Source organism: Bradyrhizobium sp. USDA 3364 (genome assembly GCF_054056355.1).
In genome coordinates this window covers 1,512,787-1,537,259 of record NZ_JBSRYG010000002.1, presented here as the reverse complement: position 1 = coordinate 1,537,259, position 24,473 = coordinate 1,512,787, and the positions used below count along the sequence as shown (strand labels likewise).

The following is a 24,473-nucleotide window of genomic DNA, read 5'->3' as shown; positions in this document are numbered from 1 at the left end:
TGGGGAACTCGTAAAAGTTGTTGTGAAGGTCCGGAGTATTCATGGTGTCCCCCGTCGTAGCGTCCCGCGCTTTTTCGCGGGGCCCCGAGTTGCTCGACCAGGTCGACTACCGCCTCGCTCAAACTCCGGCAGAAAAAGAAGAGATCTACAATCTGCGTTACCGCGCCTATCTGCGCGAAGGCGCAGTGAAGCAATCCGCGGAGCAGCGCGTCACCGATCAGTATGATGATCTGGAGAACTCCTGGACGTTCGGCGTCTATCTCGACGGCGAGCTCTGCAGCTCGGTTCGGATCAGCGTGCTGACGAACGAGTGGCGCGAGTCGTGCTCGGCGGAGGCGTTCGGCGAAATCCTGCATCCGAAGCTCGATCGCAATGAAATCATCATCGATCCCGCCCGGTTCGTTGCGGATCCCGATCGGGCCCGGCGCGCGCCGGAACTGCCCTATGTCACCGTCCGCCTCGCCTACATGGCGTGCGAGTATTTCAACGCCGATCTGGGGCTGGCGATCGTTCGTCCCGAGCACCAGGCCTTCTACCGTCGCGTCTTCTTCCACGAGACCATTGCCGAGCCGCGGCTGTTCCCGGGCCTGCTCAAGCCGGTCGGCCTGATGGCGGCGGATTTCCCGACCATGCGCGACAAGGTGTTCAATCGCTACCCGATGATGCGCTCGTCGGCGTTCGAGCGCCGCATGCTGTTCGAGCGCGAAAACCACGTGCTTCCGCAGCCGGTGATCGATCGATTCGAGCGTCCATCGATCGTGCCGCATTCCTGAGAGGGAATCAGCCGGCAGCCGTCCTGTCGCTGCCGCCGGTCCCGCGTTCCAAATCGGAAACTTTCTGTCGCCGGCCGGCCACGGACGCCGCCAAAAATACCATTGGATGGATCGGTTCCCGCGAAGCTTGCCTTCCTTTCACCGTCGCGCCACATTTGCTACCCATTAACCATCGGGGGCGCTTTTCGCCATTGCCTGGCATTTGATGGGGTCCAGCAAGGTCTCGTCAAGGTTGACGGAACGTTCGCTTAACCATCGCCCTGTAGACCGATTGGGTAGTACGAAGAGCGTGAGCGTGGAGGCTCCGGGAATGAATTATCTCCAGGGTATGAAGCTGGTTGCGGTTCTGGCGGTGGCGCTGTCGATGGGCGCCTGCGCCAACAAGAACGGCATGGGGGCCGATGGTGCGATGGCGAGCGCCGCGACCCCGGGCAGCCAGCAGGATTTCGTGGTCAATGTCGGCGACCGTGTGTTCTTTGAGAGCGATCAGACCGATCTCAGCCCGCAGGCGACTGCAACGCTCGACAAGCAGGCGCAGTGGCTGCAGACCTACAACCGCTATTCCTTCACCATCGAAGGTCATGCCGACGAGCGCGGCACGCGCGAATACAACATCGCGCTCGGTGCACGCCGTGCCCAGTCGGTTCGTTCCTATCTGGCCTCGCGCGGCATCGATCCGAGCCGCATGCGCACCATCTCCTACGGCAAGGAGCGCCCGGTCGCGGTCTGTAACGACATCTCCTGCTGGTCGCAGAACCGCCGCGCCGTCACCGTGCTGAACGCCAGCTCGTGACGCGATCCTGGATGGATTTTTGCAAGCCGGCGCCTTCGGGCGCCGGTTTTGTTTTGGCCGCGTGAAAGCCCGGCTCGCCTTCATCAAGATGAACGAAGCTGCGCGCAATTGGCCGTTTGCTTGTTCCACCGTCCGTACTAAACCGGTATCCGCGACGCTGTCCCGGATTTGAACTGCCAGTCACAATTCCGGCGTACTCCGTCTTTCAATGTCGCTCGCTTTTCACGTCGATCTCGTCGTCAGGGCAAAATGTCATCCAGGCTTCATTTTCTTTCTTCCGCCGCGGCAATCGCGGCGCTGTTCGCCGTTTCCGCACCAGTGTTTGCCCAATCCGACGATTCCGATGCCGAGATGCGGATCGAGCGGCTCGAAAACCAATTGCGGCAGCTGACCGGCCAGAACGAGGAACTGCAGTACCGCAACCGCCAGCTCGAGGAGCGGCTGCGTCAGCTCGGCGGCCAGCCGCCCGGCCCGGGTGGACAGCCACCCGCCGGTCAACCCAGTGTCGCCGCGGTGCCGCCGGCGCCGCAGCCGCAGGCTCAGCCGGGCTACGGCCAGCCGCAACAGGGCTACGGCCAACCACAGCAAGGATATGGCCGGCAGCCGCAGGGCGGCGGCTATGACCAGCAGCAGATCGCCGCGCCCGCGCCGATCGCGCAGGAGCCGGCGCCGCAAGCAGCTCCCGGCCGCCGCAGTCGCGGCGATGCCTTCGATCCGAACCAGAATCCGAATGCCCCGGGGGCGCCGCGCGCGCTCGGTGGCGGCCAGATGCCGATGCCGAGCGACGCGCAGGTCGGTGCGCCCGGCGGCCGCGGTGCGGGCGAGCCGCTCGAACTCGGCAACACCAGCCCGCAGCGTGCCCCCGGCGCGAGCGCGGCCCTGACCACCTTGCCGCCGTCGGCCACGCCGAAGGACGAATTCGATCTCGGCATCGGCTACATGCAGCGCAAGGACTACGCGCTCGCCGAAGAGACGATGAAGAACTTTGCCCAGAAGTATCCGACCGATCCGTTGGTGGCGGACGCGCAATACTGGCTCGGCGAAAGCTATTTCCAGCGCCAGCAATATCGCGACGCGGCCGAAACCTTCCTCGGCGTGACCACCAAGTTCGACAAGTCGGCGAAGGCGCCCGACGCCCTGCTGCGGCTCGGCCAATCGCTGGCGGCGCTGAAGGAAAAGGAAGCCGCCTGTGCGGCGTTCGGCGAGATCACGCGGAAATACCCGCGCGCGTCCGGCGGGGTCAAGGCTGCGGTTGACCGCGAGCAGAAGCGCGTGAAGTGCTAAACCAGCAGGGAAGGCCGCTCCCGGCCTTCCCTGACGTGCTGGTTTTGCGATGCCTGACGACCAATCCGCCATCCCGGCAAGGGACGCCAAGCGCCTGTTCGCGGGTCTCGCGGGCGCGCCGGCGATCGTGCTCGCGGTGTCCGGCGGTCCCGATTCCGTCGCGCTGATGTGGCTCGCCGCGCGCTGGCGCCGCGCGCTCGCACGAGGTCCGCGGCTGGTGGCGGTCACGGTCGATCACGGCCTGCGTGCCGAAGCGGCGCGCGAAGCGCGCGACGTCAAGCGGCTCGCGCGCAGCCTCGACCTGCCGCACCAGACGTTGCGCTGGAACGGATCCAAACCCGCGACCGGGGTGCCGGCGGCCGCGCGCGAGGCGCGTTATCGCCTGCTCGCGCAAGCCGCGCGCAAGCACGGCGCCTCGCATATCCTGACCGCGCACACCCGCGACGATCAGGCCGAGACGCTGTTGATGCGGATGCTGCGCGGCAGCGGCATCGCGGGCCTGTCGGCGATGGTGCGCGAGACCGAGCGCGACGGCGTTTGGCTGACGCGGCCGCTGCTCGATATCTCCAAGGCGCAGCTGATCGCGACGCTGAAGAAGGCGCGCATCGGCTTTGCCGACGATCCGACCAATCGCGATCCGGCCTTCACGCGTCCACGGCTGCGCGCGCTGATGCCGAAGCTGGCGGAGGAGGGCGGCGACGCGCGGAACCTGGCGCGGCTCGCCGCGCGGCTCGCGCGCGCCAACGCCGCGCTGGAGCTGCTGGTCGACGGCGCCGAGCGCTATCTTGCGTTGAAAGGCGAGGATAACCCTGGCGCGGGCTTCGACGCTGCACTGTTCGCGGTGATGCCCGAGGAGATCCGCCTCCGCCTCCTCAAGCGCGCCATCGACCGCGCCGGACACGAAGGACCGGCCGAACTCGGCAAGCGTCGAAGCCCTGCTCGCCGCGGTCGACGAGGCCGCTGGTGCCTTGGGAAAACGTGAATCCAAGCTGAAACGGACCCTTGCCGGAGCGGTCGTCAGCGTCGCCTCTGGCCGCATCAGGATCGAGCCGGCGCCGCCCCGCCGGACGCGCTGCCGCTGAGCTGGGGGTCGATTGTTTCAATCGCCGTCATAATCCGGCAAAGAGGCTTAACCACCCCGGAAAAACACCGGATTCCACGCCATTTTTTGACCGGGAATCGGGCTAGGATGCGGTAAATAGTCGTGCGCAGTTCCCTTGGCATCGACCCCTGCGGCACCTAGATTGTATGCCATCGACGGGATGGATTCCCTGGGGATTCCCACAGAGCCTGCCCAAGGATAGAGAGAGGCCGCGATCCGCGCGACCACCGAAGGAAGACCATGAACGCCAATCTGCGGAATTTCGCCCTCTGGGTCATCATTGTCCTGCTGCTGCTGGCGCTGTTCACGCTTTTCCAGAATCCTGGCCAGCGTTCGTCGTCCTCCGACATCTCGTTCTCGCAGCTTCTCACTGAAGTCGATCAGGGCCATGTCCGCGACGTCGTGATCCAAGGGCCCGAGATTCACGGCACCTTCAACAACGGCACCAGCTTCCAGACCTACGCGCCGAGCGATCCGACCCTCGTGAAGCGCCTCTACGATGCCAAGGTGCAGATCACCGCGAAGGCGCCCGGCGACAACGTGCCGTGGTTCGTCTCGCTGCTCGTCTCCTGGTTGCCGTTCATCGCGCTGATCGGCGTCTGGATATTCCTGTCGCGGCAGATGCAGGGCGGCGCCGGCAAGGCGATGGGCTTCGGCAAGTCGCGCGCCAAGATGCTGACCGAGGCGCATGGCCGCGTCACCTTCGAGGACGTCGCGGGTGTCGACGAGGCCAAGCAGGACCTGCAGGAGATCGTCGAATTCCTCCGCGACCCCGGCAAATTCCAGCGGCTCGGCGGACGCATTCCGCGCGGCGTGCTGTTGGTCGGCCCTCCCGGCACCGGCAAGACGCTGATCGCGCGTGCGGTGGCGGGCGAAGCCAACGTGCCGTTCTTCACCATCTCCGGTTCTGACTTCGTCGAAATGTTCGTCGGCGTCGGCGCGAGCCGTGTCCGCGACATGTTCGAGCAGGCCAAGAAGAACGCGCCTTGCATCATCTTCATCGACGAAATCGACGCGGTCGGCCGTCATCGCGGCGCCGGCCTCGGCGGCGGCAATGACGAGCGCGAGCAGACGCTGAACCAGTTGCTGGTCGAGATGGACGGCTTCGAGGCCAATGAAGGCGTGATCCTGATCGCGGCGACCAACCGCCCCGACGTGCTCGATCCCGCGCTGCTGCGTCCCGGCCGCTTCGACCGCCAGGTCGTGGTGCCGAATCCGGACGTCGTCGGCCGCGAGCAGATCCTCAAGGTTCACGTCCGCAAGGTGCCGCTGGCGCCGGATATCAACCTCAAGACCATCGCGCGCGGCACCCCGGGCTTCTCCGGCGCCGACCTGATGAACCTCGTCAACGAGGCTGCGCTGACCGCCGCCCGCCGCAACAAGCGGATGGTGACGCAGGCTGAGTTCGAAGAGGCCAAGGACAAGGTGATGATGGGCGCCGAGCGCAAGTCGCTCGTCATGACCGAGGAAGAGAAGCTGCTGACGGCCTATCACGAGGGCGGCCATGCCATCGTCGGCCTCAACGTCGTCGCTACCGACCCGATCCACAAGGCGACCATCATTCCGCGCGGCCGTGCGCTGGGCATGGTGATGCAGCTGCCGGAGCGCGACAAGCTGTCGATGTCGCTGGAGCAGATGACCTCGCGCCTCGCCATCATGATGGGTGGCCGTGTCGCGGAAGAGCTGATCTTCGGCCGCGAGAAGGTGACCTCGGGCGCCGCCTCCGACATCGAGCAGGCGACCCGCCTGGCCCGCATGATGGTGACGCGCTGGGGCCTCTCGGAAGAACTCGGCACCGTCTCCTATGGCGAGAACCAGGACGAGGTGTTCCTCGGCATGTCGGTGTCGCGCACGCAAAACGCGTCCGAGGCGACGGTCCAGAAGATCGACTCCGAGATCCGGCGTCTGGTCGAGGAAGGTTACCAGGAGGCGACCAAGATCCTCACCGAGAAACGCGACGATCTCGAAGCGCTCGCCAAGGGCCTGCTCGAGTTCGAGACGCTGACCGGTGACGAGATCATCGACCTGTTGAAGGGCAAGAAGCCCAATCGCGAGTCGGTGCTGGAGCCGTCGACGCCGCGGGCCTCCGCCGTGCCGCCGGCCGGCAAGCCGCGTCCGCGTCCCGATCCGGACACCGGCCTGGAGCCGCAACCGCAGGCGTAAGCCTCGCCCGTCATGGCCGGCACTCCCGGCAGATCAATTATCCAAAAGCTCGGCCTCAAGCCGGGCTTTTGTATTTTCATCGACGGGTTGTCCGTTCCTTACCGCGATATCGTCGGCGAACTGCCGGCCGATGTGCGGGTCGCGAAGACCGCAAGGGCGCCGCTCGATGCCGTGCATCTGTTCGCCGCCGAGGCCAAGGGGCTCGCAGGCAAACTGCAGCGTTACCGGCAGGCGATCACGCCTGACGGCATGATCTGGGTGTCGTGGCCGAAGAAGAGCTCAGGCGTCGCGACCGATCTCACGGATGTGGTGGTCCGCGAAACCGGGCTTGCGAATGGCCTGGTCGACATCAAGGTCTGCGCGGTCGATGCCGTCTGGTCGGGGCTGAAATTCGTCATTCCGGTCAAGGAGCGCGGCAAGCGCTGAGATCGCCGCGGCGAATATGCTTGGCCCCCGTCGGGGGGCCGTGGCATCCTCGAACCAAGCCGTCAAACGGCACGACCGCGTCGTCCGATATGCGGCAAGAAAAAGGGGAGGGGAAGCCGATGCGCAAGGTATTCGGCGCGCTTGGCGCCATTTCATTCCTGCTGCTGCCCGCCGCTTCCTTCGCCGCCGAGATGCGCGGCGTCACCTCGACCGAAATCAGGATCGGCCAGACCATGCCCTATAGCGGGCCGGTGTCGGCGTTCGGTGCACTGGGCAAGGGCGAGGCCGGCTATTTCAGGATGCTGAACGAGCGCGGCGGCATCAACGGCCGCAAGATCAAATTCATCTCGCTCGACGATTCCTATGCGCCGCCGAAGACGGTGGAGCAGACACGCCGCCTTGTCGAGAGCGACGAGGTCGCGCTGATCTTCTCCTCGATCGGCACCGCGCACAACACGGCGATCGCAAAATACCTGCAAAGCAAGAACATCCCGCAGCTGTTCCTGGCCTCCGGCGCCTCGAAATTCGGCGATGTCACGCAATTTCCGCAGGCGACGATGGGCGTGCAGGCGCCGTTCCGCTACGAGGCGCGGCTCTACGCGCGCTATGCGCTGGCGAAGAATCCGAACGCACGATTCGCTGTGATCTCGCAGAACGACGACTACGGCCGCGACTATCTCGCCGGCCTCAAGGACGTGCTGGGCGAGAAGTACGACTCTCTTGTCACCGTTGCGACCTATGAGATCACCGATCCCACGATCGACTCCCAGATCGTCAAGCTGAAGGCGACCAATTCCGACGTCTTCGTGATCGCGGCGACGCCGAAATTCGCGGCGCAGTCGATCCGCAAGGCTTTCGAGATCGGCTGGCGGCCGATGACCTTCCTGTCCAACACCGCGGTATGGATTTCGACCGTGATGCAACCGGCAGGCGTCGAGGCCGGCACCGGCATCATCTCGACGGCCTATGTGAAGGATCCGGACGATCCGGCCTGGAAGGACGATCCCGGCATGAAGGGCTGGCGCGACTTCATGACCAGATACGTGCCTGATGGCGATCAGCACGACACCAACTACGTCAACGCCTACAACAGCGCGATGGCGCTCGAGGCGGTGCTGAAGGCCTGCGGCGACGATCTCTCGACCGAGAACATCCTGCGGCAGGCATTTGCGATCAGGAACCTGGAACTGCCGATGCTGCTGCCGGGCATCAAGGTCAACACGTCGCCGGCCGACCATGTGCCGGTCGATCAGATGCAGCTGATGCGCTTCAGCGGCAAGAGCTGGGATCGCTTCGGCGAGTTGCAGACCGGGAATTGAGAGGCCCGCCGGTCGTTCTTTCGGCGTCATTGCGAGGAGCGAAGCGACAAAGCAATCCATCCGTCCGCGTATGCGGTCCAATGGATTGCTTCGCTTCGCTCGCCATGACGGAATTGGTCTCGAGCCGACGAATCCTTGACGGCTAGTTCGAACTCCCGGCAGCCGGCACCGTGCCGGCCTTGTCGTCCGAGCGCACATGGATGACGGCGATGTCGTCCTTGTAGAGCCGCTTCCAGCCCTTGATATGATCGAGCGCGTGTCCGGCCGGCGAGTCCGAGCTCAGCAGCGTGGCGTCGATCCGGTACTTGTCGAGCAGGTCGAGCAGCTGGCCGACGTCGCGGGCGTCGAGCGCGGCGTAATAGTCGAGCACGAACTGCTCGCCGTACAGCTCGGCGCGGCCGTCGATGAACACCTTGATGTCGCGGCTCACCAGATAGCCGCCGAATGGCGCAGTATTGAACACGCGCTGCGCCTTGTGCTGCTGGAGGGCGTCGACCGCGGCGGCGGGCCAGAACACCGGCAGGAATTTGAACTGGTGCTGCGCGACGAAGGTCGTCGTGGTCACCCAGGCGCCGATCACCATCGCGATCCCAGCCAGGAGCGTGACGAAGGGGAAGGTGCGGCGTTCCTCGAAGCGGGCGGCGACGACTGCCATCCCCCATTGTTCCGATATCGGCTTGGCGAGCACCAGCGGTGCGATGAACGCGAACACCTCGATGTTGCGGACATGGCTCAGCGCCATCCAGATCAGGCCGAGCAGCAGCAGGATTCGCGGCACCGACAGGGTCAGCCTGCGGTAGCAGACCAGGCCGATCAGGCCGAGCAGCGTGGCTTCGAAGAAGGTCGGTTGGCTGAAATCCGCGGGCTTCCATTCCCCGATCAGCGTCAGCAGCCTGCCGAGGCTGAGGATCTTGGTCGCGCCGAGCAGGCTATTCCAGCTGTAGGGCGTGACGCAGCTCGCAGCCAGCGCCGCAAGGCCGAACAATCCCCACCGCACGACAAGCTGACGGCGGCGGCCGGGTTCAGCGCTCCACACCGCCTCCAGTCCGATCGGTCCGATCAGCGCCAGGCCGAGAACGAAGCCGCCATGCAGGTTGGCCCACAGCGCCATCAGCGGCAGCAACCACCATGACGGAGCCGTGCGGCGATCCGCTGATGCCATCAGGCCGCCGATGAACGCCAGCAGCACCGGCAGCGCCAGCACGTGCGGCCGCGCGAAGAAGTGGATCGTCGACAACAGCAGCGCCAGCGCCGCGATCAGCAGCGCGCGCGCCGGATCGAAGTAAGGGCTCAACAGCTGCAGGAAGATCGCGGCCGTCGCGCCGATCGCGATCGACGTCACGATCACCGGTCCGGCCCAGTCGCCGCCATAGACGAGGGCATACACCACCTGCGACAGCCACGAGCTCGAAATCCAAGGCTCGCCGAAGCGGGTGAACGAGAACACGTCAGTGGTCGGCATCGCGCCGTGTTCGAGGATCCACTGTCCGACCTTGATCTGCCACTCCGTGTCGGAATCGCGCAGCAGGATCTCGCCGGCCGAGAGATAGAACAGATAGGCGCCCACGGCCGCGCATAGCGGCAGCAGGCCTCGCGCTGCGCCACGGCTGCTCACGCTGCTGGTGATGGAGAGGGACATGCGCTTTCTTGGTTCGGCCGGGGTGCATCCAGAGGCAACGCCATGCGTGACGTCGGGCGCACTCGACCATGGCTTCCGATAAATTCGGGTAAATGCGGCCGCGACGTCGCGAGCGCGCGAGATCGGATGTCTCGATTGCGAGCGATCATGTTAGCGCGCGATTTATCATCGCCGGCCCCGATCCGATCGTGAGCATTGCCGGCTGCCGGCGACCTGTCGTCCGATGCCGGCCGGCCAGTGCATCCGAGCGCCCGGAGCGTCCTTGGCTCAATCGGAGGTGGAACGCGGCTGTCGCAAAATCCTTACAATTCCAGCTTGTCATCCCGTCTGAATAGGTGTTCACTTCTTCGGACGATTGCGGGATCAATCGTGCAAAACATTGAAGACGCGTGGGTTCTCTGCCGGTGGGCGCCGGCCGGGGCACGCCGTGGGGGGACGGAACGCCATGGTTTACCGGCGAACACATCAGGTCGTGAAACGGCTGGCCGCGCGGCGCAGCGCCATCCTGTCGGCTGCGCGGGACGCGGCGGCGGCGGGCGGCATGGCGGCCGTCCAGATCGCACCGGTCGCGGTGCGGGCCAATGTCGCGGCAGGCACGGTCTATCGCTACTTCCCGTCGAAGGCCGAGCTGATCTCGGAATTGATCACGGAGGTCTCGCGCGACGAGCTGACCGCGATCCGGCGCGCCGCCGATGCCGCGCCGGGGCCGTCCTCGGCGCTGGCCGCCGCGGTGACGACGATCGCGGTCCACGTGCTGTCGCAGCGCAAGCTCGCCTGGGGCATCCTGGCCGAGCCGGTCGATGTCGACGTCACCGCCTCGCGCCTCGCCAGCCGCCGCGATATTTCCGGCGAGCTCGCGCTGCGCATCGATGCCGCCGTCCGTGCCGGCCATCTGCCGGCGCAGGATACGGCGCTGGCCGCCACCGCCCTGCTCGGTGCGCTGCACGAGGCGCTGGTCGGCCCGCTGGCGCCGGCCAATCTCGACGATCCGATCAAGCTGCGTGATGCGGTGCAGACCGTGACGCTGCTTGCGCTGCGCGCGGTCGGCGTGATGGACGCGCGTGCGCGCGGTCTCGTGGTGCAGGCGACGACACCGGCGAAGGCGCTGGTCGGCGCCTGACGCCGCCAGCACGTCGAACACTTTCCGTCGAATTCGCGTTGTAGGCTTGTGGGCTGGGTTCGACCAATCTCAGGGAGCAACGCAATGACGACGACCTATGGCTCGGCCAAATGGCAGGGCGGCATCAAGGACGGCAAGGGCGCGATCTCGACCAAGAGCGGCGCGCTCTCGGATTATCCTTACGGCTTCGCCAGCCGCTTCGAGGGCAAGCCCGGCTCGAACCCCGAAGAACTGATCGGCGCGGCGCATGCCGCCTGCTTCACGATGGCGCTGTCGCTGATCCTCGGCGAAGCCAAGCTCACGGCCGAGCATATGGAGACCAAGGCCGACGTGACGCTGGAGAAGGTCGCCGACGGCTTTGCCATCACCGCGGTGCATCTGACGGTGTCGGCAAAGATCCCGGGCGCCGACAACGCGGCGTTCCAGGAGCTGGCGGGCAAGGCCAAGGCCGGATGCCCGATCTCGAAGCTGCTCAACACCAAGATCACGCTCGACGCGTCGTTGCAGGGCTGATCGCGACGCTTGTCAGATCTGCGCGTCGCCTTTCGGTCCGACCGAGGCGATGCGCAGCATGTTGGTGGTGCCGGGCGCGCGCAGCGGTACGCCGGCGACGATGATGACGCGCTGGCCGGCCTTGGCAAAACCGTCTCGGAATGCGATCGAACCGGCGCGGTCGACCATGTCGTCGAGATCGTGGGCATCCTCGGCGACCACGCAATGCACGCCCCACACCACCGACAGCTTGCGGCCGGTGCCGAGATTCGGCGTGATCGCAACCACCGGCACCTTGGGCCGTTCGCGGGCCACGCGGATGCCGGTCGAGCCGGACGATGTCCAGCAGATGATCGCCGACAGATCGAGCGTTTCGGCGATCTGCCGCGCGGCGTCGGCGATGGCGTCGCCCACCGTCGGCTCGGGATCGACGCGCTGCGCGTTGATCACGCTGCGATAGGTCGGGTCGCGCTCCACTTCCTCGCCGATGCGGTTCATGGTCGAGACCGCTTCCACGGGGAATTTTCCGGCGGCGGATTCCGCCGACAGCATGATGGCGTCGGCGCCTTCGTAGACCGCGGTGGCGACGTCGGAGACCTCGGCACGCGTCGGCACCGGCGCCTGGATCATCGATTCCAGCATCTGGGTCGCGACCACCACCGGCCTGCCGGCGCGCCGCGCCATCCGGATCATCTGCTTCTGCAGGCTCGGCACCCGCTCCAGCGGCAGCTCGACGCCGAGATCGCCGCGCGCCACCATCAGCGCGTCCGCCGCGTCGATGATGTCGGCGAGGCGGTCGATCGCCTGCGGCTTCTCGATCTTGGCCATCACGGAGGCACGGCCGCGGATCATCTTCTTGGCCTCGACCACGTCCTCGGCACGCTGCACAAAGGACAGCGCGACCCAGTCGATCCCTTCGGGTAGCGCGGCTTCCAGATCGGCGCGGTCCTTGGGCGTCATCGCGGAGACCGGCAGGTCGGTGTCGGGCAGGCTGACGCCCTTGCGGTCCGACATCTTGCCGCCGATCACCACGCGCGTGACCGCGCGCTCGGGCGAGGTTTCCTCGGCGATCAGCCGCACCTTGCCGTCGTCGAGCAACAGCGCGTGGCCTGGGCGGAGCGCGGCGAGGATCTCCGGATGCGGAAGCTGGACGCGGCTGTTGTCGCCCGGCGTCTTGTCGGAATCCAGAATGAAGCTCTGGCCGTTCTTGAGCTGGGTCGAGCCTTCCGCGAACGCGCCGAGCCGCAGCTTCGGGCCCTGCAAATCGACCAGGATGCCGATCGGCCGGCCGTAGCTCGATTCGACATTGCGGATGGTCTTGACCAGCTCCCGCATCTTGTCATGCGGGGTATGGCTCATGTTGATGCGGAAGACGTCGGCACCCGCCTCGAACAGCTTGCGGATCATCGCGCTGTCTGAGGAGGCCGGGCCGAGTGTTGCGAGGATCTTGATTCGACGCAGGCGTCTCATTGCTTGTTTCCGGGCGGCGTTGCGGCTGGCGGCAGACCAGACGCGCCCGGAGGCGCTGCGCCCGGCGGCGGGTTTTGCAGGCCCGGCATCGCCCCGGGGCTTCCCGGGGCCATGCCGCCCGGCATTCCCGGTACTTTCTGCGGCTGTTGTTCGTTGGCCTCGGTCAGCTGGACGGTCCATGCACGCTGCTCGCCGGTGTCGACCTCGAAGAAGCCGGTGCGGTCAAAGCCCCGCGCCAGGCAATTCTCGGTGCCCTTGATGGTGAATTCCTTGTCGCGTGAGCACATGAAGGCCTGGCCGGACCATTCGCCGCCGCGATCGTAGTCGAGAGCGTAGATGTAGTAGTAGCGCGCAACAAGATTGCCGCGCAGCAGGGTCTCGCAGGTCCGCGACGACACGTTCCACCAGCCTTCGGTGGTCCAGCCCTCGGCGTCCTTGTAGCCGAGCGCGATCCCGACGCGGCTCGAGGTGTTGTTGCAGAGCCGGAAATCGGCGGCCGCCGGGCTCGTCCACAGGCAGGTCGCAACGAGCGCCAGCACCGGCGCGAGGCCGGCCAGGATCAGGCGGATGGTGCGGGGAGCTGAGGCGAGAGAATCTTTTGGGCTCATGCGGGGAAGCTATATCAAATCATTGACGATTTCGCGTGCCCGGCAGGCACTGTCAACGGGCGGGCGCCCATCTCCCACGCCGTGGGATCGAGGCAAGTGTGGCCGGACCGGTCCGTCTTGCGCGCCGATATGGCAAAAACTGTGACAATTCCCACCTGATATCAATATGGTGGGCGCCACACATCGGGATCACGAAAATGAGTATTGACGACAAAACCAGAACAGAGCTCGAGGCCGCGGTCTTCCGGCGCCTCGTCAGTCATCTGCGCAACCGGACCGATGTGCAGAACATCGACCTGATGAACCTCGCCGGCTTCTGCCGCAACTGCCTGTCCAACTGGATGAAGGAAGAGGCCGACGCCAAGGGCCTTGCGGTGAGCAAGGACGAGAGCCGCGAGGCGGTCTACGGCATGCCCTACGAGGAGTGGAAGGCGAAGTATCAGGGCAGCGCGACGCCGGAGCAGCTTGCGGCGATGAAGAAGGCCCAAAGCGGCCATTAAATCCCAGCCTGTGTGACGTCGGTTCCGGGGCCGCTTGCATCTCCTGTGGGCGCGCTGTGGATGAGCGCGATGTTTCCTTGACGGAACGGGCTCCAAAATCGAGGGTCGCCCGCAACAAGCGGTGCGCGTGGCGCGTATTCGCGCGACCTTTCAATTGCCATTTCAGGAGTACGCGATGGCCACCACGTCTGCCGCCGTTCAGGATGAGCCCGCAACGCGATTTGCCAAGGACCAGCTCAGGTCCATCATCGAGCGCATCGAGCGGCTGGAAGAAGAGAAGAAGACGATCTCGGACGACATCCGCGACGTCTATGCCGAGGCCAAGGGCAACGGCTTCGACGTCAAGGCGCTGCGCACCATCGTGCGCCTGCGCAAGCAGGATGCCAACGAGCGCCAGGAGCAGGAGACCATCCTGGAGACCTACATGCAGGCGCTGGGGATGCTCTGAGGCCGCAGGGGGCTGGCCTCTGGCTCGCATCGCCAAGGCGCCCGGCCAAGGCTGTGCTTCCAAGGCAGTACTCAAAAGGCTGCTTCCGCGGCTGCCTCGAGGCTTGGGTGGAATCCCCGGATTTGCTAGACTGCCGCTGAGGTAACTGGGCAGATCGTTCAGATGGACGTGCCAGGACCAGAGCGTCGGCTCGCTGCCGTCCTCGCCGCCGACATGGTCGGCTATAGCCGCCTGATGGAGGCTGACGAGACGGGCACCCTTGCGCGCCTGAAGACCCATCGGATCGAGCTGATCGATCCGGCCATCGCCAAGAATCGCGGCCGCATCATCAAGACCACCGGCGACGGCATGTTGGTCGAATTTCACAGCGTCGTCGATGCGGTGCTGTGCGCAGCCGAGATCCAGAGCCGGATGGCGAAGCGAAATGCCGACGTCGCGCCGGCGCGGTGGATGCAGTTTCGCATCGGCATCAACCTTGGCGACGTGATCGTTGACGGCGCCGATATCTTCGGCGACGGCGTCAACGTCGCGTCCCGCCTGGAGACGCTGGCCGAATCCGGCGGCATCTGCATTTCGGGCGCGGTCCGCGATCAGGTCGGCGATCGGCTCGAGGGGCTGAGCTTCGAGGATCTCGGCGACCAGACGGTCAAGAACATCGCGCGCCCGATCCGGGTCTTCCGCGTCCGCCTCGAATCGGAGTCCGGCAGCGCTCCCGAACAGGCGAAGGGCGCGACGGCGGCCCCCGTGGTCGCCAAGAAGCCGTCGATCGCGGTGCTGCCGCTCGTCAACATGAGCGGCGATCCCGAGCAGGAATTCTTCGCCGACGGCCTTACCGAGGACATCATCACCGAGTTGTCGCGCTTCCACGATCTGCTCGTGATCTCGCGCAACTCGACCTTCGTGTACAAGGGCAAGGCCGTGAAGGTGCAGGACGTCGCCAAGGAATTCGCGGTCGACTATGTGCTGGAAGGCAGCGTGCGCAAGGCGGGCGGCCGGATCCGCGTCACGGTGCAGTTGATCGACGCCGTGGCCGACCGGCATGTCTGGGCCGAGCGCTATGACCGCGAACTCGCCGACATCTTCGCCATCCAGGACGAGATGACGCGCGCGATCGTGTCGACCTTGCCGGGCCGCGTCGAGGCTGCGGCCCATGACCGCGTCAAGCGCAAGCCGACCGACAACATGGCGGCCTATGAGTGCGTGCTCGCCGCCAAGGTGCTGCATCATCGCTCGGCACGAGACGACAATGCGGAGGCGCAGCGCCTGCTCGAACGCGCCATCGTGCTCGACCCGAACTATGCCCATGCGCACGCCTGGCGCGCCTGCGTGCTCGGCCAGACCTGGGTCTACAATTGGTGCACCGATCGCGACGCGACGTTCGCGCAGGTGTCCTCAGAGCTCGAGATCGCGCTCAAGCTCGACGACAACGACAGCGACGTGCACCGGATCCTCGCCGCGCTGAATCTCAACCGCGACGACCATGACAAGGCAGCCTTCCATCAGGAGCGCGCGCTCGCACTCAATCCGAACTACGATCTTGTCGTCGTGCAGCAGGGTGAGCTGCTGACCTGGCTCGGGCGGCCGGAAGAGGGCATCGACTGGATCAAGCGGGCGATGCGCCTCAATCCGTATCACCCGGAGCGCTTCTGGAGCCATCTCGGCCGGGCCTGCTATTGCGCCGAGAAATACGCCGACGCGGCCGAGGCTTTCTCGCGGATCACCCGGCCCGATCACACCCATCACGCCTTCCTTGCCGCGACCCTGGCGCAGATGGGGAATTCGGTGGCCGCCACAGCCCATGCGGCCGAGGTGCTGAAGCGCGAGCCGGCCTTCTCGGTCGCCGCGCATCTGGCAACCCAGCACTACAAGCGCGAGCCCGACCGGGCGCGCTACGAGGCTGGCCTGCTCAAGGCAGGGCTGCCGGCCTGATCGACAGGTTTCGGGGAAGAGCTAGAGCATGATCCGGAAAAGTGGAAACCGGTTTTCCGAAAAGATCATGCTCAAACAAAGAGATGAGATCGTGATGCGTTTCCGTGGAAACGCATTACGATCTAGCGCAGCGAAGCGGTGCGCAGCACGAACGACTGGGTCGTCAGCAGGGCGGTCGCCGAGCCCGAGAAACGATCGCAGGTCATGCCCATCATCGGATCGTCCGAGAAGGTCATGGCGACCGAGGCCTGCGGCTTCACGAAATGGGCCCGCATCAGGGTCATGTCGGTGTCGCCGAGTACCGTGGTCAGCATGCCGCTGCTCGCGCTCGGTGCCAGCATCACGACGCGCATCCACACATCGTTGCCCCTGGCGGCCGAGATCCGCGTCGACGTGGTGATCACGCCCTCGCCCGGCGCGCCCTTCGCCACCACGGTGTTGATCTCGGTGGCGGGGGCCGCGGCATTGCGCGTCGGGCGCACATTGCGTGGGATCGGCGCGGTCGCCGCGACGACGTTGGCGCGATCGACCGGCGAGGACGCAGCCGGCGCATAGGCGAGCGCCTTGTTGAAGTTTTCAGTCGCGCTGGCGGTGGTCTGCGGATCGGAGCCGCCAACCGCTTCACGGGCCTTCAGCGCGGCAATCTGCGCGGCCGTGGCCTGCTTCGGCGCGGCATCCTCGTCACCCCAGAAGCCGCGGGCATTGATGATGTCGGCGGGCGATTGCGGCTTCTGCTCGGCGTTGTCGGCGTCGGCGGTCTGCACGGCCGGCTTGGCCTTCGGCGTCGGAACGAGCTGCGCGTCGGCGGCGGCAAGCTGGATCGCGGCGGCGAATTGCGGCTTCGCGCGCGGCAGCGGAATCGGATCGGCGGACTTGGCAGGGGCCGCGGCCGCAACCACGGTGTTTGCGGCGGGCTTGTCGTTCACAGCAGCCGCGCCTTCGTCTTCATCGTCACTCGACTTGCCGCCGCCGAACAGCTTCGCGAACGGGCTCGGCCTGCTGATGGTCGCGGCATCGTCGCCATTGCCGCGGCGCTCGATGTCGGCCTTGGCGAGCTCATAGCCCTTCAGCGGCGTGCCATCGCTCGGGACATGCACGGTGCGGCCATCGGGGAACACCCTGACCAGCTGGTCATGTGTCATGCGCGGCCAGTGGCGAATGCCGCCGGTGTCGAGATGCACGAACGGCGAGCCCGAAGTCGGATAGAAGCCGACGCCGCCGCGCTGCAGGCGCAGGCCGGCGTAGCGGATCTGCTCCAGCGGCACGCCCGGAATGAAGAAGTCCATCGCATGCCCCAGCATGTGCTGGCTGTGACGCGCGACGCCCGAGGAGCGGCGGCGCAGCATGGCGTTGGTGGCTGGGGCGCGGTAGGCGGAGATGATCTGAATCGGCTGCTTGCCGCCGACGTCGTTATAGACTTCCCAGAGGATATCGAACAGGTGACGGTCCATCACCGTCTCGTCCTGGGAACGCCAGTCGCGCAGGAAATGATTGAGCTGCTTCAGCGCGGCTTCGTCATAACGGCCATCGCGCTTGAAGGTGACGGTGAGGTCTTCGTTGGAATGGGTGTGGTGGAAGGAGAGCGTGCGGGTCTGGTTGAGCGCGGTCGCATCGTGCACCGATCCGGCGCCCGCCAACAGCAATAGCGCAGTCAGGCCGACTTGGTATCCGGCCTTAGGCAGCGACAGCGGATTGCAGCGGCGTGCGAAGACAGCCAGCACTATGAGCCCACCCAGTCGACGAGCGTTCGGTCGGCATCTTTCGCAGACCCCCTGCGAAAGACGGTGAACGCTTTCTTAAAGCGGGAGGGTTAACCGAGGTTTACCGACCCGCCCCCAAGTTAGGCTTAACTAACTGGGCGAGTGTGGCAAAAGATAGCCCTGTTCCCCGGCCGAGGCCCGAAATGGTTAACGTAAACGATCTCGCTTTTTGAGCGAGATCGTTGATTTTGCTTCAAAATTTATCGTAATCGGGCGGCGAAGCAGATTATCGGGTGATCACCCGGCGCTGCTGCTGGGCCTGGCCGCGGCGGACCGGTTGCGGCTCCGGCTGGCCGAATCCCCCGAACAGGCGCTCGAAGAAGTTCGGTCCAGAGGATCCGAAGACGCTGCTTTCACCGGCAACGTTGACGCCCGGCGGCAGGCTGCTGCTCGGCGGCCGCGAATAGCTCGGCTGGGCATGCGCGACGACCGTTTCGAGATCCTTGCCGCGGCTGTTCCTGAGCAGCGACAGCATGGCGGCGTCGCGGCCGTAGACGTCCCTTCGGATCTGCAGCTTGCCGGCATCGTCCACGAACGCGGTCTGGTAGGTGATGTTGACCGGGATCGGCGTCGGGAATTTCAGATCGACTTCGCTCGAGCCGTACATGCTGCGGATCCGCTCCGGCGTGTAGTGCTGGTTCGGCTCGGCGATGTTGAGCAGCACCGACGCGTACTGATCCGGATTCTGCACGCGCATGCAGCCGTGGCTGAAGGCGCGCTCGTCCTTGGCGAACAAATACTTGTCCGGCGTGTCGTGCTGATAGACCAGGAACTTGTTCGGGAAGTTGAAGCGGATGCGGCCGAGCGCGTTGGCTTCCCCCGGCGGCTGCGAGATGTGGATCGAGCCGTCGCGATTGCGCTCGAGCCTCAATCCCATGCGCTGCAGCACCGTCGGATCCTGCTGCAGGGCCGGCAGATACTCGTTGTAGATGATCGACGGCGGCACGTTCCAGGTCGGGTTGACCGTGATGTACTTCATCGTCTCGGTCAGAAGCGGCGTGGCGTGCTGGCCGGGCTTGCCGGTCACGACGCGCGTCGACCAGACCTGCGCGCCGTTCTGCATCACCTTCAGCGTGTAGTCGGGGATGTTGAGGATCACATAGGCATTGCCGACATTGGCGGCGCCGAGCTGGCGCGGCAGCCAGCGCCAGCGCTCCATGTTGACGATCACGGTGTCGATCTGGCGGTCGCGCTTCGGATTGTTCAGCGCCTTGACCGTGCGCTCGTCGAGAACGCCCGATGGCTTGAGGTCGACGCTGCTCTGGAATTTCTCCACGGCGCGCGCGACGGTCGCGTCATACTTCGTGCTGTCGGCATTCTCGGTGACGCCGAGCTTGTTGCGCAGGTCCGGCACGCGCGGATCGTCCATCTCGACCGCAGCCTGCTTCTTGCGCGCCGGCACGTATTTCAGCGCCGGGCCGTCGGCGATCGTGATGACAGCGCCGTCGCCTACGCCACGCAGCTCGGCGAGCTTCTTCTTCAATTCCTTGTAGAGCTTCTGCGGCGGGTTGTAGCCGTCGAGCGCGGCGGACGCGTCCTTGGCGGAGGTCACATTGGTGAACACTTCGGCCGGATCGATCGGGTGTTCCGGATAGAGGATGTCAGCCGACACCTGCGACCAGTGCATGCGGCCGCTCTGGGCCTGGCGCGCATAGTCCAGCATGCTGGCCGCGAGCTTCAGCTCGGCGTCGGCCAGCGCATCGGGGGTGGTCGCCGCGGTGAAATCCGGCACCGGATAGTCTGCCGCATCGAGGCCGTCGGCGGCCGCGTCCTTCAGGCGGGCGATGATGCCCTTGCCGGCGTCGGTCAGCTTTCCGGCCTTGGTGAAGACCGGTGCGTAGTCGCGGGTGGAGTAGAATTTCTCGGCCGCCGCGCGCTCGTTCTTGCGATCGAAGGGACGCAGCGTCTTGTTGTTGGCGAGCAGGTCGCGCAGCTTGTCGGCGACCGGTTGATCCTCGGGGGCAACATTGCTCGCGGCCTTGGCGGGCTCGGCAGCCGGAGCTGCGGCCGTCGCGGGCGCAGGAACGGCGGCGGGCGCCGTGGCCGTTGCAGGCGCGGGGCTCGCGGCAGGCGCAGTTGCCGTCGCGGGCGCGGCTGCGGGCGGTGCCACGGCGGTATCGGTCTTCGGTGCATCGGTCTTCGATGCATCGGTGTTGGGCGCATCGGCCGGCTTCGTCGCCGGCGCAGTGGCGACATCGGCCGGCTTCGGCTCGACAGACTTTGCCGCTGTGCCCGGTTCTGCGGGCTTTGCGTCGACCGGCTTGGTGTCAGCGGGCTTGGTATCAGCGGACTTGGTGTCAGCAGATCTGGCCTCGGTGGCCTGCACGTCGGTGGGCTTCACATCGGCCGGCTTGGCTGCATCGGGCAGCGCGGCGGTAGTGTCGGCCTTGAAATCGCTTGCGGTCGGAGGCGGCACGTTGGCCGGTTCGGGGCGGGGGATCGCGGCGTCGATTGCGAGTTCCGCGGCGCTGGAGCCGGGCGTGTCCTGTGCGAAGGCCGAGGTCGCCGACACCGTGAGGAAGGTTGCCGCGACGGCCATCAAGACGCGGTCAAATCCCCGACGGTTGTTCGAACAGTCACGCATTTTCTCACCCCCTGGGTGGAACTGCCCGTCATCAAGCGGAACAGTTCAAATCAGTATTCGGTTTCACAGCTTGCGCGGAAGCGCCGGCCCCTCAATCGACTCGCATGCCTGCACGCAACGAACGCAGACGATACATTTGCCCCTCTTATGCAGCCAGCGCCATGCGGGGCAACTCACGACAAACTGACCTCGAAGCGGCTGATTTCGCTCGGGCCATTGCGTTTTTGCCACGCGGCACAGCCTTTGTCTGTCACCGCCACGACACGGTTCAAAAGGTTCCCTGGTATGGCCTTGTCGGCCCCAGACCTAGGGCGCGTCGCTTGCGCGCGTGCCAGCCGCAGCTTCGTCGAGCTTGCGGTAGAGGGTCGAGCGGCCGATTTTGAGGCGGCGTGCGACCTCCGACATCTGGCCGCGATAATGCGAAATCGCGAAGCGGATGATCTCGTTCTCGAGATCTTCTAGCGGGCGCACCTCGCCCGCGGCGTTGAGCATCGAGAGGCCGCCGGCGGTGGGGAGGGTGGTCGCAACTGGTATTTCATTACCGGAGATCATGGCGGGCGCCGTGGAGGGCGACACCACCAGCGGCTCGCCCTGCAAGGATTTCCCGTCCGGCACCGGATGCGCTGACCCTTGCGGGAAGTCGGCGAGCCCAAGCTGGTCGCCGTCGCTCATGACCACGGCGCGATACACCGTGTTCTCGAGCTGGCGGATGTTGCCCGGCCAGTCGAGCTGCGCCAGATGCGCCATCGCATCGCCGCTGATGCCGGTGATGCTGCGGTTCTCCTCGGCGCAGAACCGCGCCAGGAAATGCCGCAACAGATGCGGAATGTCTTCGCGCCGCTGCCGCAGCGCCGGAATGGTCAGCGGCAGCACGTGCAGGCGATAGAACAGGTCCTCGCGGAACTGGCCGGCCTTCACGAGATCGAGCAGCTTGCGGTTGGTCGCCGAGATGATGCGGACATCGACCTTGACCGGCTTGCGTCCGCCGACGGCTTCAACCGTGCCTTCCTGCAACGCGCGCAGCAGTTTCACCTGCGTGGCCAGCGGCAATTCGCCAACCTCGTCGAGGAACAGCGTGCCGCCATGGGCCTCGACGAACTTGCCCTGATGGCGCTCGGTGGCGCCGGTGAAGGCGCCCTTCTCATGGCCGAACAGGATCGATTCGACGAGATTGTCCGGGATCGCGCCGCAGTTCACCGCCACGAACGGCTTGGCCTTGCGCTCGCTGCTGCCGTGGATAGCGCGCGCGAACAGTTCCTTGCCGACGCCGGATTCACCCTCGATCAGCACCGGAATCGTCGAGGATGCGGCTTTCTGCGCGGTGCGCAGCACTCCGGCCATCGCCTCGCTGCGGGTGATGATGTCGGAGAAGGTCAGCCGGCCCTCGCGGCTGTGGCGGATCCGCTGCAATTCGCCCTTCAGTGCCGAGGCGTTGAGGGCGTTGCGCAGGGACACCTGCAGCCGCTCGAACCCGACCGGCTTGACGACGAAATCCTGGGCACCGGCGCGCATCGCCGACACGACGTTGTCGATCCCGCCATGCGCGGTCTGCACGATGACCGGGACGGTCAAACCAGCTTCACGAATCTTTGCGAGGACTCCGAGACCGTCGAGGCCCGGCATCACGAGGTCGAGCACGACGGCATCGATCGCCTGCGTTTCGGATGCGGTCAGGGCCGCTATCGCCGCGTCGCCACTGTCCACGACGAGGGGCTCATAGCCGCACTTCTGCACCATGTTTTCAACCAAACGACGCTGTACTGCGTCATCATCGGCGATCAAAATGGTGGCAGCCATGGTTTTCCCCGCACGCTACGATTATTTGTCTCGAATCGGGGCAATGTCGCCGATGCCGATTAACGCACTCTTAAACGTTGCAAACCCGCCCTTATTCCGCCGCCGCCGACATCTTTCCGACTGAAGTAAGGTTACGAACAAGATGACCCCGCGCTCCAAATCCGCTCCCAACAAGTCTGCTCTCAGCAAGGCCGCTCTCCGTAAGGAAGCCGCGCTGCGCAAGACGGCCGCGCAACGCAAATCGCCGGCAGCCGGGCAGGCGGCGAAAAAGGCAGCCAGCAAGACCGGCAAGCTTCCGGAATGGAATCTGGCAGATCTCTACTCCGGTATCGACGCGCCAGAGGTTGCGCGCGATTTGCAGAAAATGGATGCAGATTGCGTCGCGTTTGAGACCGACTACAAGGGCAAGCTTGCCGAAAATACCGCCGGGGACGGCGCCGGAAAGTGGCTTGCCGAGGCGATCCGCCGCTATGAGGCCATCGACGACCTGGCCGGCCGTCTCGGTTCCTATGCCGGCCTCGTCCATGCCGGCGACAGCGTCGATCCCGCGATCTCGAAATTCTACGGCGACGTTTCCGAGCGGCTGACGGCGGCGTCGGTGCATCTGCTGTTCTTCTCGCTCGAGCTCAATCGGGTCGACGATGATGTGATCGAGCGCGCGATGGCCGAACCCGAACTCGGCCATTACCGGCCGTGGATCGAGGATCTGCGCAAGGACAAGCCGTACCAGCTCGAGGATCGCGTCGAGCAGCTCTTCCATGAAAAGGCGCAGAGCGGCTACGCGGCCTGGAACCGGCTGTTCGACCAGACCATCTCCGGCCTGCGCTTCAAGGTCTCGGGCAAGGAACTCGCGATCGAGCCGACGCTGAACCTGTTGCAGGACAAGGCGCCGGACAAGCGCAAGTCCGCCGCGCAGGCGCTTGCCAAGACCTTCAGGGACAATGAGCGCACTTTCGCGCTGATCACCAACACGCTCGCCAAGGACAAGGAAATCTCCGACCGCTGGCGCGGCTTCCAGGATGTCGCGGACTCCCGCCATCTCAACAACCGCGTCGAGCGCGAGGTGGTCGATGCGCTGGTCGCCTCGGTGCGCGCCGCCTATCCGAAGCTGTCGCACCGCTATTACGCGCTGAAGGCCGGCTGGTTCAAAAAGAAGAAGCTGCCGCACTGGGACCGCAACGCGCCGCTGCCGTTCGCGGCGACCGGGACAATCGCCTGGCCGGAGGCGCGCAACATGGTGCTGTCCGCCTATAACGGCTTCTCGCCGAAAATGGCCGAGATCGCCGGGCGCTTCTTCGACGATCGCTGGATCGATGCGCCGGTCCGTCCCGGCAAGGCGCCGGGCGCATTCTCGCATCCGACCACGCCGTCGGCGCATCCCTATGTGCTGATGAACTATCAGGGCAAGCCGCGCGACGTGATGACGCTGGCGCATGAGCTCGGCCACGGCGTCCATCAGGTGCTGGCGGCGAAGAACGGCGCGCTGATGGCGCCGACGCCGCTGACGCTGGCGGAAACCGCGAGCGTGTTCGGCGAGATGCTGACCTTCAAGCGGCTGCTGTCGCAGACCAGGAACGCCAAGCAGCGCCAGGCGCTGCTCGCGGGCAAGGTCGAGGACATGATCAACACCGTGGTGCGGCAAATCGCGTTCTACTCATTCGAGCGCGCGGTTCACACCGAGCGCAAGAACGGCGAGCTCACCGCCGAGCGGATCGGACAGCTCTGGCTCAGCGTGCAGGGCGAGAGCCTGGGGCCAGCGATCGAGATCAAGCCGGGCTACGAGACGTTCTGGATGTACATCCCGCACTTCATCCATTCGCCGTTCTACGTCTACGCCTATGCGTTCGGCGATTGCCTGGTGAACTCGCTCTATGCGGTCTACGAGCATGCGTCCGAGGGCTTCGCCGAGCGCTATCTCGACATGCTGGCCGCCGGCGGCACCAAGCACTACTCCGAGCTGTTGCGGCCGTTCGGGCTCGACGCCAAGGACCCCAAATTCTGGGACGGTGGCCTGTCCGTCATCGCCGGCATGATCGACGAACTGGAGACGATGGGCTGAGGCCCGTCGGCGTTCCGCGACGAGCCGGGCGAAAGCCCGGTCCAGACGGAGCTTCGTTCGGCATTTTCTCGCCGGACGACATGATCGTTCCATGACTTCCGCATCTGGGAGATCAATCCTGCCTGCGCCCGGCCGCTGGCCGTCGGCTGGGTCTCCCGGATCGGGGACAATTGGCGCTCCAAATGACCCAATAGGGACCACGCCGTT

18 protein-coding genes and 1 pseudogene are annotated in these 24,473 nt (G+C 65.4%); 13 read left to right on the top strand and 6 right to left on the bottom strand.

Annotation, left to right across the window (positions count from 1 at the left end; translation table 11 throughout):
• The first annotated feature begins 41 nt into the window (after nt 1–41).
• From ACVILL_RS07230 to ACVILL_RS07200, 7 genes and pseudogenes are all read left to right on the top strand, one after another.
• The gene (locus ACVILL_RS07230; protein ID WP_456728439.1) at nt 42–773 is read left to right on the top strand and encodes an N-acyl amino acid synthase FeeM domain-containing protein; all 732 of its coding nucleotides are present in this window, start codon (nt 42–44) and stop codon (nt 771–773) included.
• Nucleotides 774–1,083: 310 nt separating this feature from the next.
• Nucleotides 1,084–1,566 (top strand): peptidoglycan-associated lipoprotein Pal, encoded by a 483-nt coding sequence (pal, locus tag ACVILL_RS07225; RefSeq protein WP_244068574.1) that lies wholly within the window; start codon nt 1,084–1,086, stop codon nt 1,564–1,566.
• 249 nt (nt 1,567–1,815) lie between these two features.
• A complete protein-coding gene (ybgF, locus tag ACVILL_RS07220; protein ID WP_456728438.1) occupies nt 1,816–2,850 on the top strand; it encodes a tol-pal system protein YbgF in 1,035 nt (344 codons plus the stop codon).
• A gap of 49 nt (nt 2,851–2,899) precedes the next feature.
• Nucleotides 2,900–3,932 (top strand): annotated as a pseudogene (gene tilS, locus ACVILL_RS07215) (tRNA lysidine(34) synthetase TilS).
• Nucleotides 3,933–4,192: 260 nt separating this feature from the next.
• Complete coding sequence (gene ftsH / locus ACVILL_RS07210; protein ID WP_456728437.1) at nt 4,193–6,115, top strand: ATP-dependent zinc metalloprotease FtsH; 1,923 nt, start codon at nt 4,193–4,195, stop codon at nt 6,113–6,115.
• A gap of 12 nt (nt 6,116–6,127) precedes the next feature.
• Nucleotides 6,128–6,541, top strand: a complete 414-nt coding sequence (locus ACVILL_RS07205; protein WP_456728436.1) for a DUF3052 domain-containing protein — start codon at nt 6,128–6,130, stop codon at nt 6,539–6,541.
• A gap of 119 nt (nt 6,542–6,660) precedes the next feature.
• Nucleotides 6,661–7,860 (top strand): ABC transporter substrate-binding protein, encoded by a 1,200-nt coding sequence (locus ACVILL_RS07200; RefSeq protein WP_456728435.1) that lies wholly within the window; start codon nt 6,661–6,663, stop codon nt 7,858–7,860.
• 142 nt (nt 7,861–8,002) lie between these two features.
• On the opposite strand, the gene ACVILL_RS07195 is transcribed toward ACVILL_RS07200, so the two are convergent.
• The gene (locus tag ACVILL_RS07195) at nt 8,003–9,499 is read right to left on the bottom strand and encodes a hypothetical protein (RefSeq protein WP_456728434.1); all 1,497 of its coding nucleotides are present in this window, start codon (nt 9,497–9,499) and stop codon (nt 8,003–8,005) included.
• Between the two features lie 445 nt (nt 9,500–9,944).
• Between ACVILL_RS07195 and ACVILL_RS07190 the strand changes: the two genes are divergently transcribed.
• Both ACVILL_RS07190 and ACVILL_RS07185 read left to right on the top strand, forming a co-directional pair.
• Entirely contained in the window at nt 9,945–10,619 is a 675-nt protein-coding gene (locus ACVILL_RS07190; RefSeq protein ID WP_456728433.1) for a TetR/AcrR family transcriptional regulator, read from the top strand.
• 84 nt (nt 10,620–10,703) lie between these two features.
• Nucleotides 10,704–11,132 carry an OsmC family protein gene (locus ACVILL_RS07185; protein ID WP_456728432.1) on the top strand — a complete coding sequence of 143 codons (429 nt, stop codon included), beginning with the start codon at nt 10,704–10,706 and terminating at the stop codon, nt 11,130–11,132.
• A gap of 12 nt (nt 11,133–11,144) precedes the next feature.
• On the opposite strand, the gene pyk is transcribed toward ACVILL_RS07185, so the two are convergent.
• Together pyk and ACVILL_RS07175 are read right to left on the bottom strand one after the other, a co-directional pair.
• Entirely contained in the window at nt 11,145–12,581 is a 1,437-nt protein-coding gene (gene pyk, locus ACVILL_RS07180) for a pyruvate kinase (RefSeq protein WP_456728431.1), read from the bottom strand.
• Entirely contained in the window at nt 12,578–13,189 is a 612-nt protein-coding gene (locus ACVILL_RS07175; RefSeq protein ID WP_456728430.1) for a DUF1036 domain-containing protein, read from the bottom strand. The genes pyk and ACVILL_RS07175 overlap by 4 nt, the downstream gene beginning before the upstream one ends.
• 197 nt (nt 13,190–13,386) lie before the next feature.
• Here ACVILL_RS07175 and ACVILL_RS07170 point away from each other — a divergent pair, with 197 nt between their 5' ends.
• The 3 genes from ACVILL_RS07170 (at nt 13,387) to ACVILL_RS07160 (ending at nt 16,066) form a co-directional block, all read left to right on the top strand.
• Nucleotides 13,387–13,689 carry a DUF1244 domain-containing protein gene (locus ACVILL_RS07170; RefSeq protein WP_050422684.1) on the top strand — a complete coding sequence of 101 codons (303 nt, stop codon included), beginning with the start codon at nt 13,387–13,389 and terminating at the stop codon, nt 13,687–13,689.
• 175 nt (nt 13,690–13,864) lie between these two features.
• The gene (locus ACVILL_RS07165) at nt 13,865–14,137 is read left to right on the top strand and encodes a DUF2312 domain-containing protein (RefSeq protein WP_050422683.1); all 273 of its coding nucleotides are present in this window, start codon (nt 13,865–13,867) and stop codon (nt 14,135–14,137) included.
• A 162-nt stretch (nt 14,138–14,299) separates the two neighbouring features.
• The gene (locus tag ACVILL_RS07160) at nt 14,300–16,066 is read left to right on the top strand and encodes an adenylate/guanylate cyclase domain-containing protein (protein WP_456728429.1); all 1,767 of its coding nucleotides are present in this window, start codon (nt 14,300–14,302) and stop codon (nt 16,064–16,066) included.
• Nucleotides 16,067–16,188: 122 nt separating this feature from the next.
• Here ACVILL_RS07160 and ACVILL_RS07155 read toward each other — a convergent pair whose 3' ends face one another.
• From ACVILL_RS07155 to ACVILL_RS07145, 3 genes are all read right to left on the bottom strand, one after another.
• A complete protein-coding gene (locus ACVILL_RS07155) occupies nt 16,189–17,787 on the bottom strand; it encodes a DUF882 domain-containing protein (protein WP_456728428.1) in 1,599 nt (532 codons plus the stop codon).
• Between the two features lie 265 nt (nt 17,788–18,052).
• Complete coding sequence (locus tag ACVILL_RS07150) at nt 18,053–20,410, bottom strand: L,D-transpeptidase scaffold domain-containing protein (protein WP_456728427.1); 2,358 nt, start codon at nt 20,408–20,410, stop codon at nt 18,053–18,055.
• A 306-nt stretch (nt 20,411–20,716) separates the two neighbouring features.
• The gene (locus tag ACVILL_RS07145; RefSeq protein WP_456728426.1) at nt 20,717–22,207 is read right to left on the bottom strand and encodes a sigma-54-dependent transcriptional regulator; all 1,491 of its coding nucleotides are present in this window, start codon (nt 22,205–22,207) and stop codon (nt 20,717–20,719) included.
• Nucleotides 22,208–22,349: 142 nt separating this feature from the next.
• Here ACVILL_RS07145 and ACVILL_RS07140 point away from each other — a divergent pair, with 142 nt between their 5' ends.
• Nucleotides 22,350–24,266, top strand: a complete 1,917-nt coding sequence (locus tag ACVILL_RS07140; RefSeq protein ID WP_456728425.1) for a M3 family oligoendopeptidase — start codon at nt 22,350–22,352, stop codon at nt 24,264–24,266.
• Nucleotides 24,267–24,473 lie beyond the last annotated feature (207 nt).

Coding starts and splice junctions, on each gene's coding strand:
- ACVILL_RS07200 (WP_456728435.1), top strand. CDS start 6,661: ATGCGCAAGGTATTCGGCGCGCTTGGCGCCATTTCATTCCTGCTGCTG.
- pyk (WP_456728431.1), bottom strand. CDS start 12,581: ATGAGACGCCTGCGTCGAATCAAGATCCTCGCAACACTCGGCCCGGCC.
- ACVILL_RS07230 (WP_456728439.1), top strand. CDS start 42: ATGGTGTCCCCCGTCGTAGCGTCCCGCGCTTTTTCGCGGGGCCCCGAG.
- ACVILL_RS07160 (WP_456728429.1), top strand. CDS start 14,300: ATGGACGTGCCAGGACCAGAGCGTCGGCTCGCTGCCGTCCTCGCCGCC.
- ACVILL_RS07150 (WP_456728427.1), bottom strand. CDS start 20,410: ATGCGTGACTGTTCGAACAACCGTCGGGGATTTGACCGCGTCTTGATG.
- ACVILL_RS07195 (WP_456728434.1), bottom strand. CDS start 9,499: ATGTCCCTCTCCATCACCAGCAGCGTGAGCAGCCGTGGCGCAGCGCGA.
- ACVILL_RS07170 (WP_050422684.1), top strand. CDS start 13,387: ATGAGTATTGACGACAAAACCAGAACAGAGCTCGAGGCCGCGGTCTTC.
- ACVILL_RS07205 (WP_456728436.1), top strand. CDS start 6,128: ATGGCCGGCACTCCCGGCAGATCAATTATCCAAAAGCTCGGCCTCAAG.
- pal (WP_244068574.1), top strand. CDS start 1,084: ATGAATTATCTCCAGGGTATGAAGCTGGTTGCGGTTCTGGCGGTGGCG.
- ACVILL_RS07145 (WP_456728426.1), bottom strand. CDS start 22,207: ATGGCTGCCACCATTTTGATCGCCGATGATGACGCAGTACAGCGTCGT.
- ACVILL_RS07185 (WP_456728432.1), top strand. CDS start 10,704: ATGACGACGACCTATGGCTCGGCCAAATGGCAGGGCGGCATCAAGGAC.
- ybgF (WP_456728438.1), top strand. CDS start 1,816: ATGTCATCCAGGCTTCATTTTCTTTCTTCCGCCGCGGCAATCGCGGCG.
- ACVILL_RS07175 (WP_456728430.1), bottom strand. CDS start 13,189: ATGAGCCCAAAAGATTCTCTCGCCTCAGCTCCCCGCACCATCCGCCTG.
- ftsH (WP_456728437.1), top strand. CDS start 4,193: ATGAACGCCAATCTGCGGAATTTCGCCCTCTGGGTCATCATTGTCCTG.
- ACVILL_RS07165 (WP_050422683.1), top strand. CDS start 13,865: ATGGCCACCACGTCTGCCGCCGTTCAGGATGAGCCCGCAACGCGATTT.
- ACVILL_RS07190 (WP_456728433.1), top strand. CDS start 9,945: ATGGTTTACCGGCGAACACATCAGGTCGTGAAACGGCTGGCCGCGCGG.
- ACVILL_RS07140 (WP_456728425.1), top strand. CDS start 22,350: ATGACCCCGCGCTCCAAATCCGCTCCCAACAAGTCTGCTCTCAGCAAG.